We start from the raw sequence: 19159 nt of genomic DNA, 5'->3' as shown, positions 1-19159 counted from the left end.
TCTTGGGTAGTGCGATGTAACTGTTCACTGGATACGAACATAAAAAACCCGCCATTATCGGCGGGTTTTTTTATCGACGGTACAGCTTACTTGCGCTCGTCCAGGGTATTGACGTCACGCTGCAGCTCGCCGGTGTACAGCTGGCGCGGGCGGCCGATCTTGTACGGGCTGGAGAGCATTTCCTTCCAGTGGGCGATCCAGCCGACGGTGCGGGCCAGGGCGAAGATCACCGTGAACATGCTGGTCGGGATGCCAATGGCCTTGAGGATGATGCCCGAGTAGAAATCGACGTTGGGGTACAGCGAACGTTCGATGAAGTACGGGTCGGTCAGGGCGATCTCTTCCAGGCGCATGGCCAGTTCGAGCTGCGGGTCGTTGTTGATGCCCAGTTCCTTCAACACTTCGTCGCAGGTCTGCTTCATCACGGTGGCGCGTGGGTCGCGGTTCTTGTAGACGCGGTGACCGAAGCCCATCAGCTTGAACGGGTCGTTCTTGTCCTTGGCCTTGGCGATGAACTTGTCGATGTTGGAGACATCGCCGATTTCATCGAGCATGGTCAACACCGCTTCGTTTGCACCGCCGTGGGCAGGGCCCCACAGTGCGGCGATGCCGGCGGCGATGCAGGCGAACGGGTTGGCACCCGAAGAGCCCGCCAGGCGCACCGTAGAGGTCGAGGCGTTCTGTTCGTGGTCGGCATGGAGGATGAAGATGCGGTCCATGGCCTTGGCCAGCACCGGGCTGATCGGTTTGATCTCGCACGGCGTGTTGAACATCATGTGCAGGAAGTTTTCCGCGTACGACAGGTCGTTGCGCGGGTACATCATGGGCTGGCCCATGGAATACTTGTAGACCATCGCCGCCAGGGTCGGCATCTTCGCCACCAGGCGAACGGCGGATATTTCGCGGTGCTGCGGGTTATTGATGTCCAGGGAGTCGTGGTAGAAGGCCGAGAGGGCGCCGACCACACCGCACATCACGGCCATGGGGTGGGCATCGCGACGAAAACCGTTGAAGAAGGTCTTCAACTGTTCGTGAACCATGGTGTGGTTCTTCACGGTGCTGACGAATTTGGCTTTCTCTTCGGCAGTGGGTAATTCGCCGTTGAGCAGGAGATAGCAGGTTTCGAGGTAGTCGGATTTTTCGGCCAGTTGCTCGATTGGATAGCCGCGATGCAACAGAATGCCTTGATCACCGTCGATATAGGTGATTTTCGACTCGCAAGAGGCGGTCGACATGAAACCTGGGTCAAAGGTGAAACGGCCCGTGGCAGTCAGGCCCCGGACGTCGATCACATCAGGACCCACGGTGCCGGTTAAAATCGGCAGCTCGACGGGGGCTGCGCCCTCGATGATCAACTGCGCTTTTTTGTCAGCCATGTGGCCTCCTATTAATGCTTGGTATCATCAGACAGACCCCCCACGCAGGGCCCGCACCACTATAGTGGGATAAATGCGAATGTCAATTTGCCGCAGGGGCAGGCCAGAGACCGCCATCCTGACGGGTTTTCAGCGAATTTGCACCCTCGATCGGGGTCGATGTACGGCACACCCGGGTTGACTTTTGCAGTTGTACGATGACTACGCGCTCTCGTTGTCATTAGTATCCTAACTGTCTATACTCGGCAGCCGACCGCCCGGGGCTTTTCAAGCGCCGAACGGGGTCGTCACTTCCTGGGTGGTGGGTACCTGACCAGTACACTTCCCGACAACTTGCCCTGCTTGCTAGGGGCTCTTCAGTGTGAAAAAAAGCCGTGAATAGCCAACGACCTGTAAACCTAGACCTAAGGACCATCAAACTCCCTGTCACTGCTTACACGTCCATTCTCCATCGTATTTCCGGTGTCATCCTGTTCGTGGGCATTGCCATCATGCTTTATGCATTGGGCAAATCCCTCGGCTCCGAGGAAGGCTTCGGCGAGGTGAAGGCGTTTATGACCAGCGCGCTGGTCAAGCTTGTGATCTGGGCCTTGTTATCCGCCCTGCTGTATCACCTGGTGGCGGGCCTGCGCCACCTGATCATGGATACGGGTATCGGTGAAACGCTGGAAGGCGGAAAACTGGGCTCGAAAATCGTCATCGCCGTTTCCCTGGTGCTGATCGTTCTGGCAGGAGTCTGGATATGGTAACCAACGTCACGAACCTCTCGCGTTCGGGCCTCTATGACTGGATGGCGCAACGTGTGTCGGCGGTCGTTCTCGCGGCTTATTTTCTGTTCCTGATCATCTACCTCGTGGTGCACCCCGGGCTGCAATATGCCCAGTGGCATGCACTGTTCTCCGCCCTGTGGATGCGTATTTTCAGCCTGTTGGCACTGGTGGCCCTGGGTGCCCATGCCTGGGTTGGCATGTGGACCATCGCCACCGACTACCTGACGCCGATGGCGTTCGGCAAGTCGGCGACAGTCATACGTTTCCTGTTTCAGGCGGTATGCGGCATTGCGATGTTCGTGTACTTCGTCTGGGGCGTGCAGATTCTTTGGGGTATCTGATTCATGGCAATTAATTCGATGACTTTCGACGCCATCATCATTGGTGGTGGCGGTGCCGGCATGCGCGCAGCGCTGCAGCTGGCTCAAGGCGGTCACAAGACCGCCGTGGTAACCAAGGTTTTCCCGACCCGTTCGCACACTGTGTCGGCTCAGGGCGGCATCACCTGTGCCATCGCGTCGGCCGACCCGAACGATGACTGGCGCTGGCACATGTACGATACCGTCAAGGGTTCCGACTACATCGGTGACCAGGACGCGATCGAATACATGTGTTCCGTCGGCCCGGAAGCGGTGTTCGAGCTCGAACACATGGGCCTGCCGTTCTCCCGTACCGAGCAGGGCCGTATCTACCAGCGTCCGTTCGGCGGCCAGTCCAAGGACTTCGGCAAGGGCGGCCAGGCTGCGCGCACCTGCGCGGCCGCTGACCGTACCGGTCACGCCTTGCTGCACACTTTGTACCAAGGCAACCTGAAGGCCGGAACTGTATTCCTCAACGAATACTACGCAGTGGATCTGGTGAAGAACCAGGACGGCGCCATCGTTGGCGTCATCGCCATCTGCATCGAGACAGGCGAAACCTCGTACATCCGCGCCAACGCGACGGTACTGGCGACTGGCGGTGCAGGCCGCATCTACTCGTCCACCACCAACGCCCTGATCAACACCGGCGACGGCGTTGGCATGGCGCTGCGCGCCGGCGTGCCGGTGCAGGACATCGAAATGTGGCAGTTCCACCCAACCGGTATTGCCGGCGCAGGTGTACTGGTCACCGAAGGTTGCCGCGGTGAAGGCGGCTACCTGATCAACAAGCACGGCGAGCGTTTCATGGAGCGCTACGCTCCGAACGCCAAGGACCTTGCCGGTCGCGACGTGGTTGCCCGTTCCATGGTCAAGGAAATCATCGCCGGCAACGGCTGTGGTCCCGATGGCGACCACGTGATGCTCAAGCTCGACCACCTCGGTGAAGAAGTGTTGCACAGCCGCCTGCCAGGCATCATGGAGCTGTCCAAGACCTTCGCCCACGTCGACCCGGCCGTTGCGCCGATTCCGGTCGTGCCGACCTGCCACTACATGATGGGCGGCGTTGCCACCAACATTCATGGCCAGGCCATCACCCAGGACGCGCAAGGCAACGACACCATCGTTCCAGGCCTGTTCGCCGTCGGCGAAGTGGCCTGCGTATCGGTACACGGTGCCAACCGTCTGGGCGGCAACTCGCTGCTCGACCTGGTGGTCTTCGGTCGTGCTGCCGGCCTGCACCTGGAAAAAGCCCTCAGCGAAGGCATCGACTACCGTCGTGCCAGCGAGACTGACCTGGAAGTGGCCCTGGCCCGCCTCGACGGCCTCAATGCGCGCACCACCGGTGAAGACGTCGCCACCTTGCGCAAAGAGCTGCAGAGCTGCATGCAGAACTACTTCGGCGTGTTCCGCACCGGCGAATACATGCAGAAAGGTATCGCCCAGCTGGCTGGCCTGCGCGAGCGCATCGCCAACGTCAAGATCAACGACAAGAGCCAGGGCTTCAACACTGCCCGGATCGAAGCGCTGGAGTTGCAGAACCTGCTGGAAGTGGCCGAGGCCACGGCGATCGCCGCCGAGCATCGCAAAGAGTCGCGCGGCGCGCATGCCCGCGAAGACTTCGAAGATCGTGATGATGAAAACTGGCTGTGCCACACCCTGTATTTCCCGGGTGAAAAACGCGTGGCCAAGCGTGCCGTGAACTTCTCGCCGAAGACAGTTCCGACGTTCGAACCCAAGATCCGGACTTACTGAGGGTGGCCGCCATGTTGCAAGTCAGTGTTTATCGCTACAACCCCGATCAGGATACTGCGCCGAAGATGCAGGAATTCCAGATCGACACCGGTGGCAAGGACGTCATGGTGCTGGACGTACTGGCTCTGATCAAAGAGCAGGACGAAGGCTTCTCCTACCGTCGCTCGTGCCGCGAGGGCGTGTGCGGTTCGGATGGCATGAACATCAACGGCAAGAACGGCCTGGCGTGCATCACGCCGCTGTCGGCGGTGGTCAAGAACAACAAGCTGGTGATTCGCCCGCTGCCCGGCCTGCCGGTGATTCGTGACCTCGTCGTCGATATGAGCATCTTCTACAAGCAGTACGAGAAGGTGAAGCCGTTCCTGTTGAACAATACCCCGGCGCCGGCTATCGAACGCCTGCAGAGCCCGGAAGAACGCGAGAAGCTGGACGGTCTGTACGAGTGCATTCTGTGCGCTTGCTGCTCGACTTCCTGCCCGTCGTTCTGGTGGAACCCGGACAAGTTCCTCGGTCCCGCCGCTCTGCTGCAGGCTTATCGCTTCCTGGCCGACAGCCGCGACACCCAGACCAACGAGCGTCTGGCGTCGCTGGATGACCCGTTCAGCGTGTTCCGCTGCCGCGGCATCATGAACTGCGTGAACGTCTGCCCCAAGGGTCTGAACCCGACGAAGGCCATCGGTCACGTACGCAACATGTTGCTGCAAAGCGGTACTTGATACGCCGTTTACCCGTTCAGCTACACCTGTTGCAATCTGTTGCACCGCAAGCCGTCAGGCGCTGGTAACGAAGCCAGCGCCCTGGCGATAACCCGAGTGAGGGCCGCAAGGCCTTCGCTTTTATCTTGAAGTAATGAGACCAGCAGGGGCATCCGGGCTGGTACCCGGACTATCTGTACGATGGCGAACGACCCGGTAGATTGGCGGCTTGCAGGCTGCCCGGGCCATTTTGTCATGCGCACGGATGGTGGGCCCCTAACCGAGGGTGACCAAGCATGCAAGAAAGCGTGATGCAGCGCATGTGGAACAGCGCCTACCTTTCAGGTGGTAACGCTGCCTATGTGGAAGAGCTCTACGAGCTTTACCTGCACGACCCTAACGCTGTGCCAGAAGAGTGGCGCACCTACTTTCAGAAGTTGCCCGCCGAAGGCAGCACTGCCACCGACGTTTCGCACTCCACCATTCGCGACCATTTCGTGTTGCTGGCGAAAAACCAGCGCCGTGCGCAACCGGTTTCTGCCGGCAGCGTGAGCAGCGAGCACGAAAAGAAGCAAGTTGAAGTGCTGCGATTGATCCAGGCCTACCGGATGCGCGGCCACCAGGCGGCCCAGCTGGACCCGCTGGGGCTCTGGAAGCGACCGGCTCCGGCCGACCTGTCAATCAACCATTACGGCATGACCAATGCCGATCTGGATACGACCTACCGTGCCGGCGACCTGTTCATCGGCAAGGAGGAGGCGAGCCTACGCGAAATTCTCGAGGCGTTGCAGCAGACATATTGCCGCACCATCGGCTCGGAGTTCACCCACATCACCGATTCCGAGCAGCGCAGCTGGTTCCAGCAGCGTCTGGAAAGCGTGCGTGGGCGCCCGGTGTTCTCCGCTGAAAGCAAGAGCCACGTGCTCGAGCGCGTGACTGCCGCCGAAGGCCTGGAGAAGTACCTGGGGACCAAATACCCGGGGACCAAGCGTTTCGGTCTGGAAGGTGGCGAGAGCCTGATTCCGATGCTTGACGAAATGATCCAGCGGTCCGGCTCGTACGGCACCAAGGAAGTCGTCATCGGCATGGCCCACCGTGGCCGCCTCAACGTGCTGGTCAACACTTTCGGCAAGAACCCGCGCGAGCTGTTCGACGAGTTCGAAGGCAAGAAGAAGGTCGAGCTTGGCTCCGGCGACGTGAAGTACCACCAGGGCTTCTCCTCGAACGTGATGACCACAGGTGGCGAAGTGCACCTGGCCATGGCGTTCAACCCGTCCCACCTGGAAATCGTTTCGCCTGTGGTCGAAGGTTCGGTGCGTGCACGCCAGGACCGTCGCAACGACGCGGCCGGCGACAAGGTGCTGCCGATCAGCATCCACGGTGACGCCGCGTTCGCAGGGCAGGGTGTGGTGCTGGAAACCTTCCAGATGTCGCAGACCCGCGGCTTCAAGACCGGCGGCACGATCCACATCGTGATCAACAACCAGGTCGGCTTCACCATCAGCAACCCACGTGACGCGCGCTCCACCGAGTACGCCACCGACGTTGCCAAGATGATCCAGGCGCCGATCCTGCACGTGAACGGCGATGACCCGGAAGCTGTGGTGTTCGTCACCCAGCTGGCCATCGACTACCGCATGCAGTTCAAGCGCGACATCGTCATCGACCTGGTCTGCTACCGTCGTCGCGGCCACAACGAGGCCGACGAGCCAAGCGGCACCCAGCCGTTGATGTACCAGCAGATTGCCAAGCAGCGCACCACCCGCGAACTCTACGCCGAGAGCCTGATCAAGGCCGGTGCGCTGGACGAAGCCGGTGTGCAGGCGCAGGTCGACGAGTACCGCAACGCGCTGGACAACGGCCTGCACGTGGTCAAGAGCCTGGTCAAGGAGCCCAACAAGGAGCTTTTCGTCGACTGGCGTCCGTACCTGGGCCACGCCTGGACCGCCCGTCACGACACCAGCTTCGACCTCAAGACCCTGCAGGAACTGTCGGCCAAGCTGCTCGACGTACCTGAGGGCTTCGTGGTTCAGCGCCAGGTCTCGAAGATCTACGAAGATCGCCAGAAGATGCAGGCCGGTGGCTTGCCGATCAACTGGGGCTACGCCGAAACCATGGCCTACGCCACCCTGCTGTTCGAAAACCACCCGATCCGCATGACCGGCCAGGACATCGGCCGTGGCACCTTCTCGCACCGTCACGCGGTGCTGCACAACCAGAAGGACGCCGCGACCTACGTGCCGCTGCAGAACCTGTTCGACGGCCAGCCGCGTTTCGACCTGTACGATTCGTTCCTGTCCGAAGAAGCGGTGCTGGCGTTCGAATACGGCTACTCCACCACCATGCCCAACGCGCTGGTGATCTGGGAAGCGCAGTTCGGCGACTTCGCCAACGGTGCACAAGTGGTGATCGACCAGTTCATCACCAGTGGCGAGCACAAGTGGGGCCGTCTGTGCGGCCTGACCATGCTGCTGCCGCACGGTTATGAAGGGCAGGGCCCGGAGCACTCCTCCGCGCGTCTGGAGCGTTACCTGCAGCTGTGCGCCGAGCACAACATTCAGGTGTGCGTGCCGACCACCCCGGCGCAGATCTACCATCTGCTGCGTCGCCAGGTGATTCGTCCACTGCGCAAACCCCTGGTGGTGCTGACGCCCAAGTCGCTGCTGCGCCACAAGCTGGCCGTCTCGACCCTCGAAGACCTAGCCCACGGTTCGTTCCAGACCGTGATCCCGGAAATCGACAGCCTCGACGCCGCCAAGGTCACGCGCCTGGTGCTGTGCAGCGGCAAGGTCTACTACGACCTGCTGGAAAAACGCCGTGCCGAAGGTCGTGAAGACATCGCCATCGTGCGCATCGAGCAGCTGTACCCGTTCCCGGAAGACGACCTGATGGAGGCCATCGCGCCTTACACCAACCTCGAGAACGTGGTCTGGTGCCAGGAAGAGCCGATGAACCAGGGTGCCTGGTACAGCAGCCAGCATCACTTGCGTCGCAGCATCGGCAACCACAAGCGTTCGCTCGTGCTGGAATACGCTGGTCGCGACGCTTCGGCAGCGCCTGCCTGTGGTTACGCTTCGATGCACGCCGAGCAGCAGGAAAAACTGCTCAACGCTGCTTTTACCGTTTAATGCCATCGCGCACTAGAAACCGAATTTAAGGAATCACTGATAATGGCTATCGAGATCAAAGCCCCTACCTTCCCGGAATCGGTTGCCGATGGCACCGTTGCCACCTGGCACAAGAAACCGGGCGAAGCGGTCAAGCGTGACGACCTGATCGTCGACATCGAAACCGACAAGGTAGTGCTGGAAGTACTCGCCACCGCCGATGGCGTGCTGGGCGCGATCGTCAAGAACGAAGGCGACACCGTTCTTTCCGATGAAGTGCTGGGTTCCATCGAAGAGGGCGGCGCTGCTGCTGCCGCTCCGGCCGCCGCTCCAGCGGCTGCACCTGCCACTGCCCCTGCGGCTGCCGGCGCTGGCGCTGGCGCCGAGGAGGACGCCAACGGCCCGGCGGCGCGCCGTCTGGCTGAAGAAAACGGCATCAACCTGGCCAGCCTCAAAGGCACTGGCAAGGACGGCCGCGTGACCAAGGAAGACGTGGTTGCTGCCATCGAAGCCAAGAAGTCCGCCCCGGCCGCCAAGCCGGCGGCTCCAGCCGCCGCTGCCGCGCCTGTGGTCACCGCCGTTGGCGACCGCACCGAGAAGCGCGTGCCGATGACCCGCCTGCGCGCCAAGGTCGCCGAGCGTCTGGTCGAAGCACAGTCGAACATGGCCATGCTGACCACCTTCAACGAAGTCGACATGACCGAAGTCATGGCCCTGCGTTCGAAGTACAAGGACCTGTTCGAGAAGTCGCACAATGGCGTGCGTCTGGGCTTCATGTCGTTCTTCGTCAAGGCTGCCACCGAAGCGCTGAAACGCTTCCCGGCCGTAAACGCCTCGATCGATGGTTCCGACATCGTCTATCACGGTTATGCCGACGTCGGCGTGGCCGTGTCCAGCGACCGTGGCCTGGTGGTGCCGGTGTTGCGCAACGCCGAGCAGATGAGCCTGGCCGAAATCGAAGGCGGCATCGCCACCTTCGGCAAGAAGGCCCGCGACGGCAAACTGTCGATGGAAGAAATGACCGGTGGTACCTTTACCATCACCAACGGTGGTACCTTCGGTTCGATGATGTCGACGCCGATCGTCAACCCGCCACAAGCGGCCATCCTGGGCATGCACAACATTCTCCAGCGTCCGATGGCGATCAATGGTCAGGTGGTGATTCGCCCGATGATGTACCTGGCGCTGTCCTACGACCACCGCCTGATCGATGGCAAGGAAGCGGTAACCTTCCTGGTGACCATCAAGAACCTGCTGGAAGACCCAGCGCGTCTCTTGCTCGACATCTGATCAAAGCAGCCGTGAGCTGCGGGCAATCCGGCGCGCATTGCAGCGATGTGCGACCGGGTGCTGCCCGGGGCTTGCAGCTTGAAGCTTGCAGCTAAAAGGGAACCTTTTGTTATGTCGCAAAAATTTGACGTGGTAGTGATTGGTGCGGGCCCCGGCGGCTATGTTGCCGCCATCAAGGCCGCTCAGCTGGGCCTGAAGACCGCCTGTGTCGAAAAATACCTGGACAAGGAAGGCAAGCTGGCGCTGGGCGGTACCTGCCTGAACGTCGGTTGCATTCCTTCCAAGGCGCTGCTCGACAGCTCGTGGAAATTCCACGAAGCCCAGGATGGTTTCGCCATCCACGGCATCAGCCACAGCGGTGTGCAGATGGACGTGCCGGCGATGGTCGGGCGCAAGTCCAACATCGTCAAGAACCTGACCTCGGGCGTCTCGACCCTGTTCAAGGCCAATGGCGTGACCACCCTGCAAGGCCACGGCAAGCTGCTGGCCGGCAAGAAGGTCGAAGTCACCGGTCCCGACGGCTCGGTCGAAGTGGTCGAAGCCGACCACGTGATCCTGGCCTCTGGCTCGCGCCCGATCGACATTCCGCCGGCCCCGGTCGACCAGAACGTCATCGTCGACTCCACCGGTGCGCTGGAATTCCAGGCCGTGCCCAAGCGCCTTGGCGTGATCGGCGCTGGCGTCATCGGCCTGGAACTGGGTTCGGTGTGGTCGCGCCTGGGTGCTGAAGTCACCGTGCTCGAAGCCCTGGAGAAATTCCTCCCGGCCGCCGACGAAGCCGTGTCCAAGGAAGCCTACAAAACTCTCACCAAGCAGGGCCTGAAGATTGCCCTGGGCGCCCGCGTGACCGGCTCCAAGGTCAACGGCGACGAAGTCGTGGTGACCTACACCGACGCCGAAGGCGAGAAGACCATCACGTTCGACAAGTTGATCGTTGCGGTCGGCCGTCGCCCGGTGACCACTGAACTGCTGGCTTCGGACAGCGGCGTGGACATCGACGAGCGCGGTTTCATCTTCGTCGACGATCACTGCAACACCAGCGTCCCGGGCGTCTATGCCATTGGCGACGTGGTGCGCGGCATGATGCTGGCGCACAAGGCCTCGGAAGAGGGCGTGATGGTCGTCGAGCGCATCAAGGGCCACAAGACCCAGATGAACTACGACCTGATCCCGTCGGTGATCTACACTCACCCGGAAATCGCCTGGGTCGGCAAGACCGAACAGACCCTCAAGGCCGAAGGCGTTGAAGTCAATGTCGGTACCTTCCCGTTCGCCGCCAGCGGCCGTGCCATGGCCGCCAACGACACCGGCGGCTTCGTCAAGGTCATCGCCGACGCCAAGACCGACCGCGTACTGGGTGTACACGTGATCGGCCCGAGCGCTGCAGAACTGGTTCAACAGGGCGCGATCGGTATGGAATTCGGCACCAGCGCCGAAGACCTCGGGATGATGGTTTTCTCCCACCCGACCCTGTCCGAAGCGTTGCACGAAGCGGCGCTGGCAGTGAATGGCGGCGCCATTCACATCGCCAATCGCAAGAAGCGGTAAACAATAAGAAACCACGGCACTCCGCCCGTCGCAGCCACAAGCCTGCCGCGGAACGAGCGCCGGACTCAACCTCGCGCAGCGCGGTAGCGGGCCACGTTCCGGCTACAGCGTGCGCGATCAGCAGTCACAGGTGGTGCGGCCCTCCCTGCCAAGGCAGCCGAGAGCAGCGCCGAAAGCGCAGTACCTAACGAAGACGGTAAAAAGCATGAATCTTCACGAGTATCAGGGTAAGCAGCTGTTCGCTGAATACGGCCTGCCAGTTTCCCAGGGTTTCGCAGTCGACACCCCGGAAGAAGCTGCAGCAGCCTGCGACAAGATCGGCGGCACCGAGTGGGTCGTCAAGGCCCAGGTCCACGCTGGTGGTCGCGGTAAAGCCGGCGGTGTAAAGCTGGTTCGCAACAAGGAAGACGCCAAGGCCTTCGCCCAGCAGTGGCTGGGCAAGCGCCTGGTGACCTACCAGACTGACGCCAATGGCCAGCCAGTCACCAAGATCCTGGTTGAATCGTGCACCGACATCGCCAAAGAGCTGTACCTGGGCGCTGTAGTCGACCGTTCGAGCCGTCGTATCGTGTTCATGGCCTCCACCGAAGGCGGCGTGGACATCGAGAAGATCGCTCACGACACCCCGGAAAAGATTCTCAAGGCCACCATCGACCCACTGGTTGGCGCTCAGCCATTCCAGGGCCGTGACCTGGCATTCCAACTGGGCCTGGAAGGCAAGCAAGTCGCCCAGTTCGCGAAGATCTTCGTTGGCCTGGCCAAGCTGTTCCAGGACCACGACCTGGCCCTGCTGGAAGTCAACCCGCTGGTGATCAAGGCCGACGGCGACCTGCACTGCCTGGACGCCAAGATCAACATCGACGCCAACGCAATGTACCGTCAGCCGAAGCTGAAAACCTTCCACGACCCATCTCAGGATGACGCCCGTGAAGCCCACGCTGCCAAGTTCGAACTGAACTATGTAGCGCTGGAAGGCAACATCGGTTGCATGGTCAACGGTGCCGGCCTGGCCATGGGTACCATGGACATCGTCAACCTGCATGGCGGCAAGCCAGCCAACTTCCTCGACGTCGGCGGCGGTGCTACCAAAGAGCGCGTGACCGAAGCGTTCAAGATCATCCTGTCCGACAGCAATGTCGCGGCGGTACTGGTCAACATCTTCGGCGGCATCGTTCGCTGCGACATGATTGCCGAAGGCATCATCGGCGCCGTGAAGGAAGTCGGCGTGAAAATCCCGGTGGTTGTGCGCCTTGAAGGCAACAACGCTGACCTGGGCGCCAAAGTACTGGCAGAAAGCGGTCTGAACATCATCGCTGCCACCAGCCTGACCGACGCTGCTCAACAAGTCGTTAAAGCTGCGGAGGGCAAGTAATGAGCGTCCTGATCAATAAAGACACCAAGGTTATCTGCCAGGGCTTCACCGGCTCGCAGGGTACTTTCCACTCCGAGCAAGCCATCGCCTACGGCACCAAGATGGTGGGCGGCGTGACTCCAGGCAAGGGCGGTACTACCCACCTGAACCTGCCGGTTTTCAACACTGTGCGTGAAGCAGTAGAGCAGACCGGCGCCACCGCTTCGGTCATCTACGTGCCGGCTCCGTTCTGCAAGGATTCCATCCTGGAAGCGGCGTTCGGCGGCATCAAGCTGATCATCTGCATCACCGAAGGCATTCCTACCCTGGACATGCTGGACGCCAAAGTGAAGTGCGACGAGCTGGGCGTACGCCTGATCGGCCCTAACTGCCCAGGTGTAATCACCCCGGGCGAGTGCAAGATCGGCATCATGCCAGGCCACATCCATTTGCCAGGCAAGGTCGGTATCGTGTCGCGTTCCGGCACCCTGACCTATGAAGCCGTGAAGCAGACCACCGACGCCGGCTTCGGCCAGTCGACCTGCGTCGGCATCGGCGGTGACCCAATCCCGGGCTCCAACTTCATCGACATCCTGAAGCTGTTCCAGGAAGACCCGAAGACCGAGGCGATCGTGATGATCGGCGAGATCGGCGGTTCGGCTGAAGAAGAAGCTGCGGCCTACATCAAGGCCAACGTGACCAAGCCAGTGGTGTCCTACATCGCTGGTGTGACTGCCCCTCCAGGCAAGCGCATGGGCCACGCCGGCGCGATCATCTCCGGCGGCAAAGGTACTGCCGACGAGAAGTTCGCCGCCCTGCAGGACGCCGGTGTGAAAACCGTCCGTTCGCTGGCTGACATCGGCAAGGCCCTGGCCGAGCTGACCGGCTGGGAAATCAAGAAGGCTTAAGCCTTTTTGCTGCTCGGTTGAAAACAAAGGCTGCCTTGGGGCGGCCTTCGTTTTTTGCGTTAGCTTCCAAGTTGACGGGTGGTCGTCGGCGGCTGCCTTTGGGGCCCCATCGCGGGCTGCGCGCGCTCCTACGGTTTGGGGTGCGCCCCTTTGATTGGACAGTCTCCGGCTAGGCTATAGCAGCCTGGGCCCTGTACGCCACAGGGCTCAGTCCGCCAAGCGTCATTTTCATTCGATCATGATTGTAATAGTGGATGTACTCGTCGATTGCGGCACGCAGGTCGGCAGTGCTCGTGAACCGCTCACGGTAGAACATTTCTGATTTCAACGTGCCGAAGAAGCTCTCCATTCTGGCGTTGTCCAGGCAGTTTCCCTTGCGAGACATGCTTTGCTCCAGCCCCATTTCTTCCAGTCGATCTCGATAGCGATGGTATTGGTATTGCCAGCCTTGGTCCGAGTGCACCATGGGTTTGGCGCCTTGCGGCAGCCCAAGCAGCGCCTGTTCCAGCATCTTGCCGACCAATTCGTAATGCGGCGAGGTGTCGACCTGGTAGGCCACGATTTCGCCGTTGTACAAATCCAGCACCGGGGACAGGTACAGCTTTTCCCCCGCCACTTTGAATTCAGTGACGTCGGTGACCCATTTTTCATTCGGCCGCTCGGCGGTGAAATTGCGTTCAATCTTGTTGTCCGCAATACGTCCGGGCTGACCGCGATAAGACTTGTACTTTTTCTGGCGTACCGTGCATTTGAGGCCCAACTGCGCCATCAGCTTGCGCACGACCTTGTCGTTGACGACCTGGCCGTCGCTACGCAGGGCCAAGCTCATCCTACGATAGCCCAGGCGACCCTTGTGCCTGGCCTGGATGGCCTGAATCCGGGCTTTCTGCGGCGCATACTTGTCCCCGGCCGCAAGCAACTTGAGCTGGTGGTAGTAGGTACTGCGAGGCAGTCCCGTTATCTGAAGCAGACGATCCAGCGGGATCTCCTGACGCAGCGCAGAAACTATCCGGGCTTTCTCTTCTCGACTTTCTTCAGCCTCGCCTTCTCCTCTCTTAAGGCTTTGAGCTTTTTTAGGACGGCGTTCTCCGCCTGAACCCATCGAAGCTTGTCCAGCAACTCGGCATGGGAGAGATCCTCATCGTTGACTGCTTTGGTTTCAGCGCAATTGGCTGTGGGCTTGAGTGGTTTGGGCATGACGGGGCGCGATCCTTTCTTAACTGCCGCCAGGGCATTGGTGGCGCCACTGTAATACTGAGACTGCCATGCCGCTATCTGGGTGGAGTTGCCGAGGTTGAAAATGGCCGCCGTCTGGCGCAGGGAAAGTTTCTCGCGCCACATGCGTTCGAGAACAGTGAGCTTGAACTTGGGAGTGAAGTGTTTGAGGCGCTTTTGCAGGCTGGCAGCTCCGTGGATGCGGTAGGCCTGCACCCAGCGGCAGAGCAATGAGGGATCTATCTGATACCTTCCGGCAATGTGCCGGAAGCCGTAGCCCCGCTCCAAAAAGGCCTGAATGGCGGTCAGCTTGAACTGCTGGGTGTACTTGATCATGCAAGAAGCCCCTAAGGTTGGATTTGATGTCCAATCTCAGGGGCGCAGTTCAGTTATGTACCTAGCGACCGGCGTAGGAACGCGCGAAGCCCGCGATAGGCTGCGCGGGCGGCCGGTGCCGGCCATATTGGACTTCAAGGCATGCGCTTGAAAACTGTGCGCTTTATCGGTTCACAGCCCCGAAAAGGTGCGTTTTGCCCGCATTTTCGCTACCCTAGCGCCCGCATTTCCTGCCTCGGCCTTACAAAGGCTCGGCATGCTGCAAGGGCCAGCCCTACACCGGCCGGTCACATTTCCCACACCCTTGGGGAATCCCTTCCAATTCCGTTCTGATTGTGTGGTTTCCTTGCGATGAAAGTGTTGAAAGGCCAGGACATCCTGGCGCTGGGCTTCATGACCTTTGCCCTGTTCGTGGGCGCGGGCAATATCATTTTTCCGCCGATCGTTGGCCTGCAAGCCGGTCCCCATGTGTGGATGGCGGCCTTGGGCTTCCTGATCACGGCGGTCGGCCTGCCGGTCATCACCGTGGTCGCCCTGGCGCGCGTCGGCGGCGCCATGGACGCGCTGAGCAGTCCGATCGGCAAGTTCGCCGGTGGCTTGCTGGCGGCGGTCTGCTACCTCGCTGTCGGCCCGTTGTTCGCCACGCCGCGCACCGCCACGGTGTCTTTCGAAGTCGGCCTGGCACCCCTGATCGGTGACACGCCACTGGCCTTGTTTCTGTACAGCGCGCTGTACTTCCTGTTGGTATTCTTCGTTTCGTTGTACCCGGGCAAGCTGCTCGATACGGTAGGGCGCTTTCTCGCTCCGCTGAAGATCATTGCGCTGGCCGCGCTGGGTGCTGCCGCCTTCATGCTGCCGGCAGGCGAGATCGGCACCGCCACGCCGGAATACGTTGCGGCGCCGTTCTCCCAGGGCTTCATCAATGGTTACCTGACCATGGATACCCTGGGCGCGCTGGTGTTCGGCATCGTCATCGTCAATGCCATCCGCTCGCGCGGCATCGAGTCGCCGGTGCTGATCACCCGCTACGCGGTGATCGCCGGCCTGATCGCCGGCGTCGGCCTGGCGCTGGTCTATGTCAGCCTGTTCCGCCTCGGTGCCGGTAGCCATGCCGTGGCCGCCGGGGCCAGCAATGGTGCGATGGTGCTGCGCATCTACGTTCAGCACACTTTCGGCGGCTGGGGCAGCGGCTTTCTCGCGGTGCTGATCTCGCTGGCCTGCCTGGTGACCGCCGTCGGCCTGACCTGCGCCTGCGCCGAATACTTCAGCCGTGTCATGCCGCTGTCGTACAAGACGCTGGTGATGCTCTTGGCGGCGTTTTCGCTGCTGGTGTCAAACCTTGGCCTGACCAAACTGATCGCTTTCTCCATTCCGGTGCTGACGGCCATCTATCCGCCGTGCATCGCGCTGGTGGCGTTGAGCTTCTGCGCGTCGCTATGGCACTCGCAGCCGCGCATCGTCGCCCCGGTGATGCTGGTGTCGCTGCTGTTCGGCATGGTCGATGCGTTAAAGGGGGCAGGGCTGGGTGAGTGGCTGCCGACCTCCCTGGCGCATCTGCCGCTGAGCGAGCAGGGCCTGGCGTGGCTGGTGCCAAGCGTGGTGATGCTGGTGATTGCGGTGGTGATGGATCGCCTGCTGGGTAAACCGGCCGCGGCGACCGCCTGATTCAGGTTCGTGGGGGGCTGTGCCTGCCACCGGTCGTGTAGGAGCCGGCGCAGCTGGCGAGCGAAGCAACACCCGACGCCAGGTTTGATTGGCCATGGGTCGCGATACCCGCAGGTGATCCACCCCGAGCACCGAGGTGATGGCCTCGCCAGCTGCGCCGGCTCCTACACGATCCAGTTTTCGGAGAAACAGCGCGGCGAGGTGGACAGGGTGCGCCCTCCCCAGGCCGTTCCAGAACATCTCCAGGCATAAAAAAACCCGGCTCATGGCCGGGTTTTTTTATGCCTGGAAGAACCTTAGTTCTTGACTGGCGCCTGGGTCTCTGGCGCTGGAGCCGGAGCGGTCATGGTCGAGCCTGGGGTGGCGGCCGAAGTACCTTCCTTGGCGCGTGCGTCGGCGGCCTGGTTGGCGTCGTCCTGGGCCTTGGCATTTTCCTTGGCAGCGTCGTTCACCTTGTCCTGCGCCTGGTCCATTTTCTTCTGGGCTTGCTCGGCGTGGGACTGGGCGTCCTGCTGCTTGTCTTCGGATTTCTTGTCGCAGGCGGCGAGGCCCAGGGCAGCGGTCAGCATCAGGGCAGTAGCAATAGTAGTGCGCATGGGTGTTTCTCCTTATGAATTCATTACGGCACTTTGGGCAGCCTCTGCCGAATGAAGTTCAATGCCTTTATCAATACACAAGTCGCGGATCCGTAAGCAATTTTTCAACAGGGCCGGGCGGCGGCCGGCGGGCCTTTTTTTGCAGCGCGGAAAATGGCCGGCCTTGAAATCCCTTGCCGTGACCCCATCTGTTGGACATCCCACCGCGAAGGCTTGGCTTGAGCGGCTTCTGCCATCTGATTGGAGTGTGATGACCATGAGTGTGGAAACTCAAAAGGAAACCCTGGGCTTCCAGACCGAGGTAAAGCAACTGCTGCACCTCATGATCCATTCGCTGTATTCGAACAAGGAAATCTTCCTTCGCGAATTGATCTCCAACGCCTCGGACGCCGTGGATAAGCTGCGTTTCGAAGCGCTGTCCAAGCCCGAGTTGCTGGAAGGCGGCGCTGAGCTGAAAATCCGTGTGAGCTTCGACAAGGACGCGAAAACCGTCACCCTCGAAGACAACGGCATCGGCATGAACCGTGAGGAAGTCATCACGCATCTGGGCACCATCGCCAAGTCCGGCACCGCCGACTTCATGAAGAACCTCAGCGGCGACCAGAAGAAAGACTCGCACCTGATCGGCCAGTTCGGCGTCGGCTTCTACTCGGCGTTCATCGTCGCCGACCAGGTCGAAGTGTTCAGCCGTCGTGCCGGCACCGCCGCCAGCGAAGGTGTGCACTGGGCCTCGAAAGGCGAAGGCGAGTTCGAAGTCGCCAACGTCGAGAAGGCCGAGCGCGGCACTCGTATCGTCTTGCACCTGAAATCCGGTGAAGACGAGTTCGCCGACGGTTACCGCCTGCGCAACATCATCAAGAAGTACTCCGACCACATTGCCCTGCCGATCGAGCTGCCCAAGCAGGCCGAAGCTGCCGAAGGCGAAGCCGAGCCTGCGGTGGAATGGGAAACCGTCAACCGCGCCAGCGCCCTGTGGACCCGTCCGCGTACCGAGATCAAGGACGAGGAATACCAGGAGTTCTACAAGCACATCGGTCACGACTACGAGAACCCGCTGAGCTGGAGCCACAACAAGGTCGAAGGCAAGCTGGAATACAGCTCGCTTCTGTATGTGCCGGCCCGCGCGCCATTCGATCTGTACCAGCGTGAAGCGCCACGCGGCCTGAAGCTGTACGTGCAGCGCGTGTTCGTCATGGACCAGGCCGAGTCGTTCCTGCCGCTGTATCTGCGCTTCATCAAGGGCGTGGTCGACTCCAATGACCTGTCGCTGAACGTGTCGCGGGAAATCCTGCAGAAAGACCCGATCATCGACTCGATGAAGTCGGCGCTGACCAAGCGCGTGCTGGACATGCTGGAGAAACTGGCGAAGAACGAGCCCGAGCAGTACAAGGGTTTCTGGAAGAACTTTGGCCAGGTCCTCAAGGAAGGCCCGGCCGAAGACTTCGCCAACAAGGAAAAGATTGCCGGCCTGCTGCGCTTCGCGTCCACCAGCGACGACAGCGGCGAGCAGAGTGTCAGCCTGGCCGATTATCTGGGCCGGGTGAAGGAAGGCCAGGACAAGATCTACTACCTCACCGGCGAGTCTTACGCGCAGGTCAAGAACAGCCCGCACCTGGAAGTCTTCCGCAAGAAAGGCATCGAAGTGCTGCTGCTGACCGACCGCATCGACGAGTGGCTGATGAGCTACCTGACCGACTTCGACAGCAAAGGCTTCGTCGACGTGGCCCGTGGCGACCTCGATCTGGGCAAGCTGGACTCTGAAGAGGACAAGAAAGCCCAGGAAGAGGTGGCAAAGGACAAAGAAGGCCTGGTCGAGCGTCTGAAAGCCGCGCTGGGTGACAGTGTCAGCGAAGTGCGCGTGTCCCATCGCCTGACCGACTCGCCGGCGATCCTGGCCATCGGCGAACAGGATCTGGGCTTGCAAATGCGCCAGATCCTCGAAGCCAGCGGGCAGAAGGTGCCGGACTCCAAGCCGATCTTCGAATTCAACCCCAGCCACCCGCTGATCGAGAAGCTGGATCACGAGCAGAGTGAAGACCGTTTCGCCGACTTCTCGCACATCCTCTTCGACCAGGCGGCGCTGGCTGCCGGTGACAGCCTCAAGGATCCCGCCGCCTATGTGCGGCGCCTGAACAAGTTGCTGGTTGAGTTGTCCGTTTAAGCAGTTGAACGAAAGGCCCGCTTCGGC

General features: G+C 60.9%; 13 protein-coding genes and 1 pseudogene. 11 read left to right on the top strand and 3 right to left on the bottom strand.

The genetic code is table 11. The features are described from left to right. Positions 1–86 precede the first annotated feature (86 nt). Positions 87–1376, bottom strand: coding sequence for a citrate synthase (gene gltA, locus SFA35_RS18485; protein ID WP_320571975.1), 1290 nt, complete (start codon positions 1374–1376; stop codon positions 87–89). A gap of 374 nt (positions 1377–1750) precedes the next feature. Between gltA and sdhC the strand changes: the two genes are divergently transcribed. The 9 genes from sdhC to sucD all read left to right on the top strand — a co-directional run bounded on the left by sdhC (position 1751) and on the right by sucD (position 13159). Next, a complete protein-coding gene (gene sdhC / locus SFA35_RS18480) occupies positions 1751–2125 on the top strand; it encodes a succinate dehydrogenase, cytochrome b556 subunit (RefSeq protein ID WP_320571974.1) in 375 nt (124 codons plus the stop codon). After that, on the top strand, positions 2119–2487 hold the full coding sequence (gene sdhD, locus SFA35_RS18475; RefSeq protein WP_320571973.1) for a succinate dehydrogenase, hydrophobic membrane anchor protein: 369 nt from the start codon (positions 2119–2121) through the stop codon (positions 2485–2487). Before sdhC ends, sdhD begins: the two co-directional genes overlap by 7 nt. Positions 2488–2490: 3 nt before the next feature. Next, positions 2491–4260, top strand: coding sequence for a succinate dehydrogenase flavoprotein subunit (gene sdhA, locus SFA35_RS18470; RefSeq protein ID WP_320571972.1), 1770 nt, complete (start codon positions 2491–2493; stop codon positions 4258–4260). Positions 4261–4271: 11 nt separating this feature from the next. Further along, positions 4272–4976: a succinate dehydrogenase iron-sulfur subunit gene (locus tag SFA35_RS18465; protein WP_320571971.1), complete on the top strand. Its 705-nt coding sequence runs from the start codon at positions 4272–4274 to the stop codon at positions 4974–4976. A gap of 275 nt (positions 4977–5251) precedes the next feature. Continuing rightward, positions 5252–8083, top strand: a complete 2832-nt coding sequence (locus SFA35_RS18460) for a 2-oxoglutarate dehydrogenase E1 component (protein WP_320571970.1) — start codon at positions 5252–5254, stop codon at positions 8081–8083. 42 nt (positions 8084–8125) lie between these two features. Then, a complete protein-coding gene (gene odhB / locus SFA35_RS18455; RefSeq protein WP_320571969.1) occupies positions 8126–9352 on the top strand; it encodes a 2-oxoglutarate dehydrogenase complex dihydrolipoyllysine-residue succinyltransferase in 1227 nt (408 codons plus the stop codon). A 111-nt stretch (positions 9353–9463) separates the two neighbouring features. After that, the gene (lpdA, locus tag SFA35_RS18450; protein WP_320571968.1) at positions 9464–10900 is read left to right on the top strand and encodes a dihydrolipoyl dehydrogenase; all 1437 of its coding nucleotides are present in this window, start codon (positions 9464–9466) and stop codon (positions 10898–10900) included. A gap of 205 nt (positions 10901–11105) precedes the next feature. Continuing rightward, the gene (gene sucC / locus SFA35_RS18445) at positions 11106–12272 is read left to right on the top strand and encodes an ADP-forming succinate--CoA ligase subunit beta (protein ID WP_320571967.1); all 1167 of its coding nucleotides are present in this window, start codon (positions 11106–11108) and stop codon (positions 12270–12272) included. Then, positions 12272–13159: a succinate--CoA ligase subunit alpha gene (gene sucD / locus SFA35_RS18440; protein ID WP_213877489.1), complete on the top strand. Its 888-nt coding sequence runs from the start codon at positions 12272–12274 to the stop codon at positions 13157–13159. Before sucC ends, sucD begins: the two co-directional genes overlap by 1 nt. A 169-nt stretch (positions 13160–13328) precedes the next feature. Here the strand turns inward: sucD and SFA35_RS18435 are convergent. After that, a pseudogene (locus SFA35_RS18435) lies at positions 13329–14710 on the bottom strand (IS3 family transposase). Positions 14711–15061: 351 nt separating this feature from the next. Here SFA35_RS18435 and brnQ point away from each other — a divergent pair. After that, positions 15062–16375: a branched-chain amino acid transport system II carrier protein gene (gene brnQ / locus SFA35_RS18430; protein WP_320571966.1), complete on the top strand. Its 1314-nt coding sequence runs from the start codon at positions 15062–15064 to the stop codon at positions 16373–16375. A gap of 296 nt (positions 16376–16671) precedes the next feature. On the opposite strand, the gene SFA35_RS18425 is transcribed toward brnQ, so the two are convergent. Further along, positions 16672–16971 carry a hypothetical protein gene (locus SFA35_RS18425; RefSeq protein ID WP_320571965.1) on the bottom strand — a complete coding sequence of 100 codons (300 nt, stop codon included), beginning with the start codon at positions 16969–16971 and terminating at the stop codon, positions 16672–16674. Between the two features lie 256 nt (positions 16972–17227). Here SFA35_RS18425 and htpG point away from each other — a divergent pair, with 256 nt between their 5' ends. Further along, positions 17228–19132, top strand: coding sequence for a molecular chaperone HtpG (gene htpG / locus SFA35_RS18420; protein WP_320571964.1), 1905 nt, complete (start codon positions 17228–17230; stop codon positions 19130–19132). Positions 19133–19159 lie beyond the last annotated feature (27 nt).

Origin of the sequence: Pseudomonas sp. HR96, from assembly GCF_034059295.1 — a bacterium.
Lineage (GTDB): Bacteria > Pseudomonadota > Gammaproteobacteria > Pseudomonadales > Pseudomonadaceae > Aquipseudomonas.
This window is presented reverse-complemented; position numbering and strand designations above follow the sequence as displayed.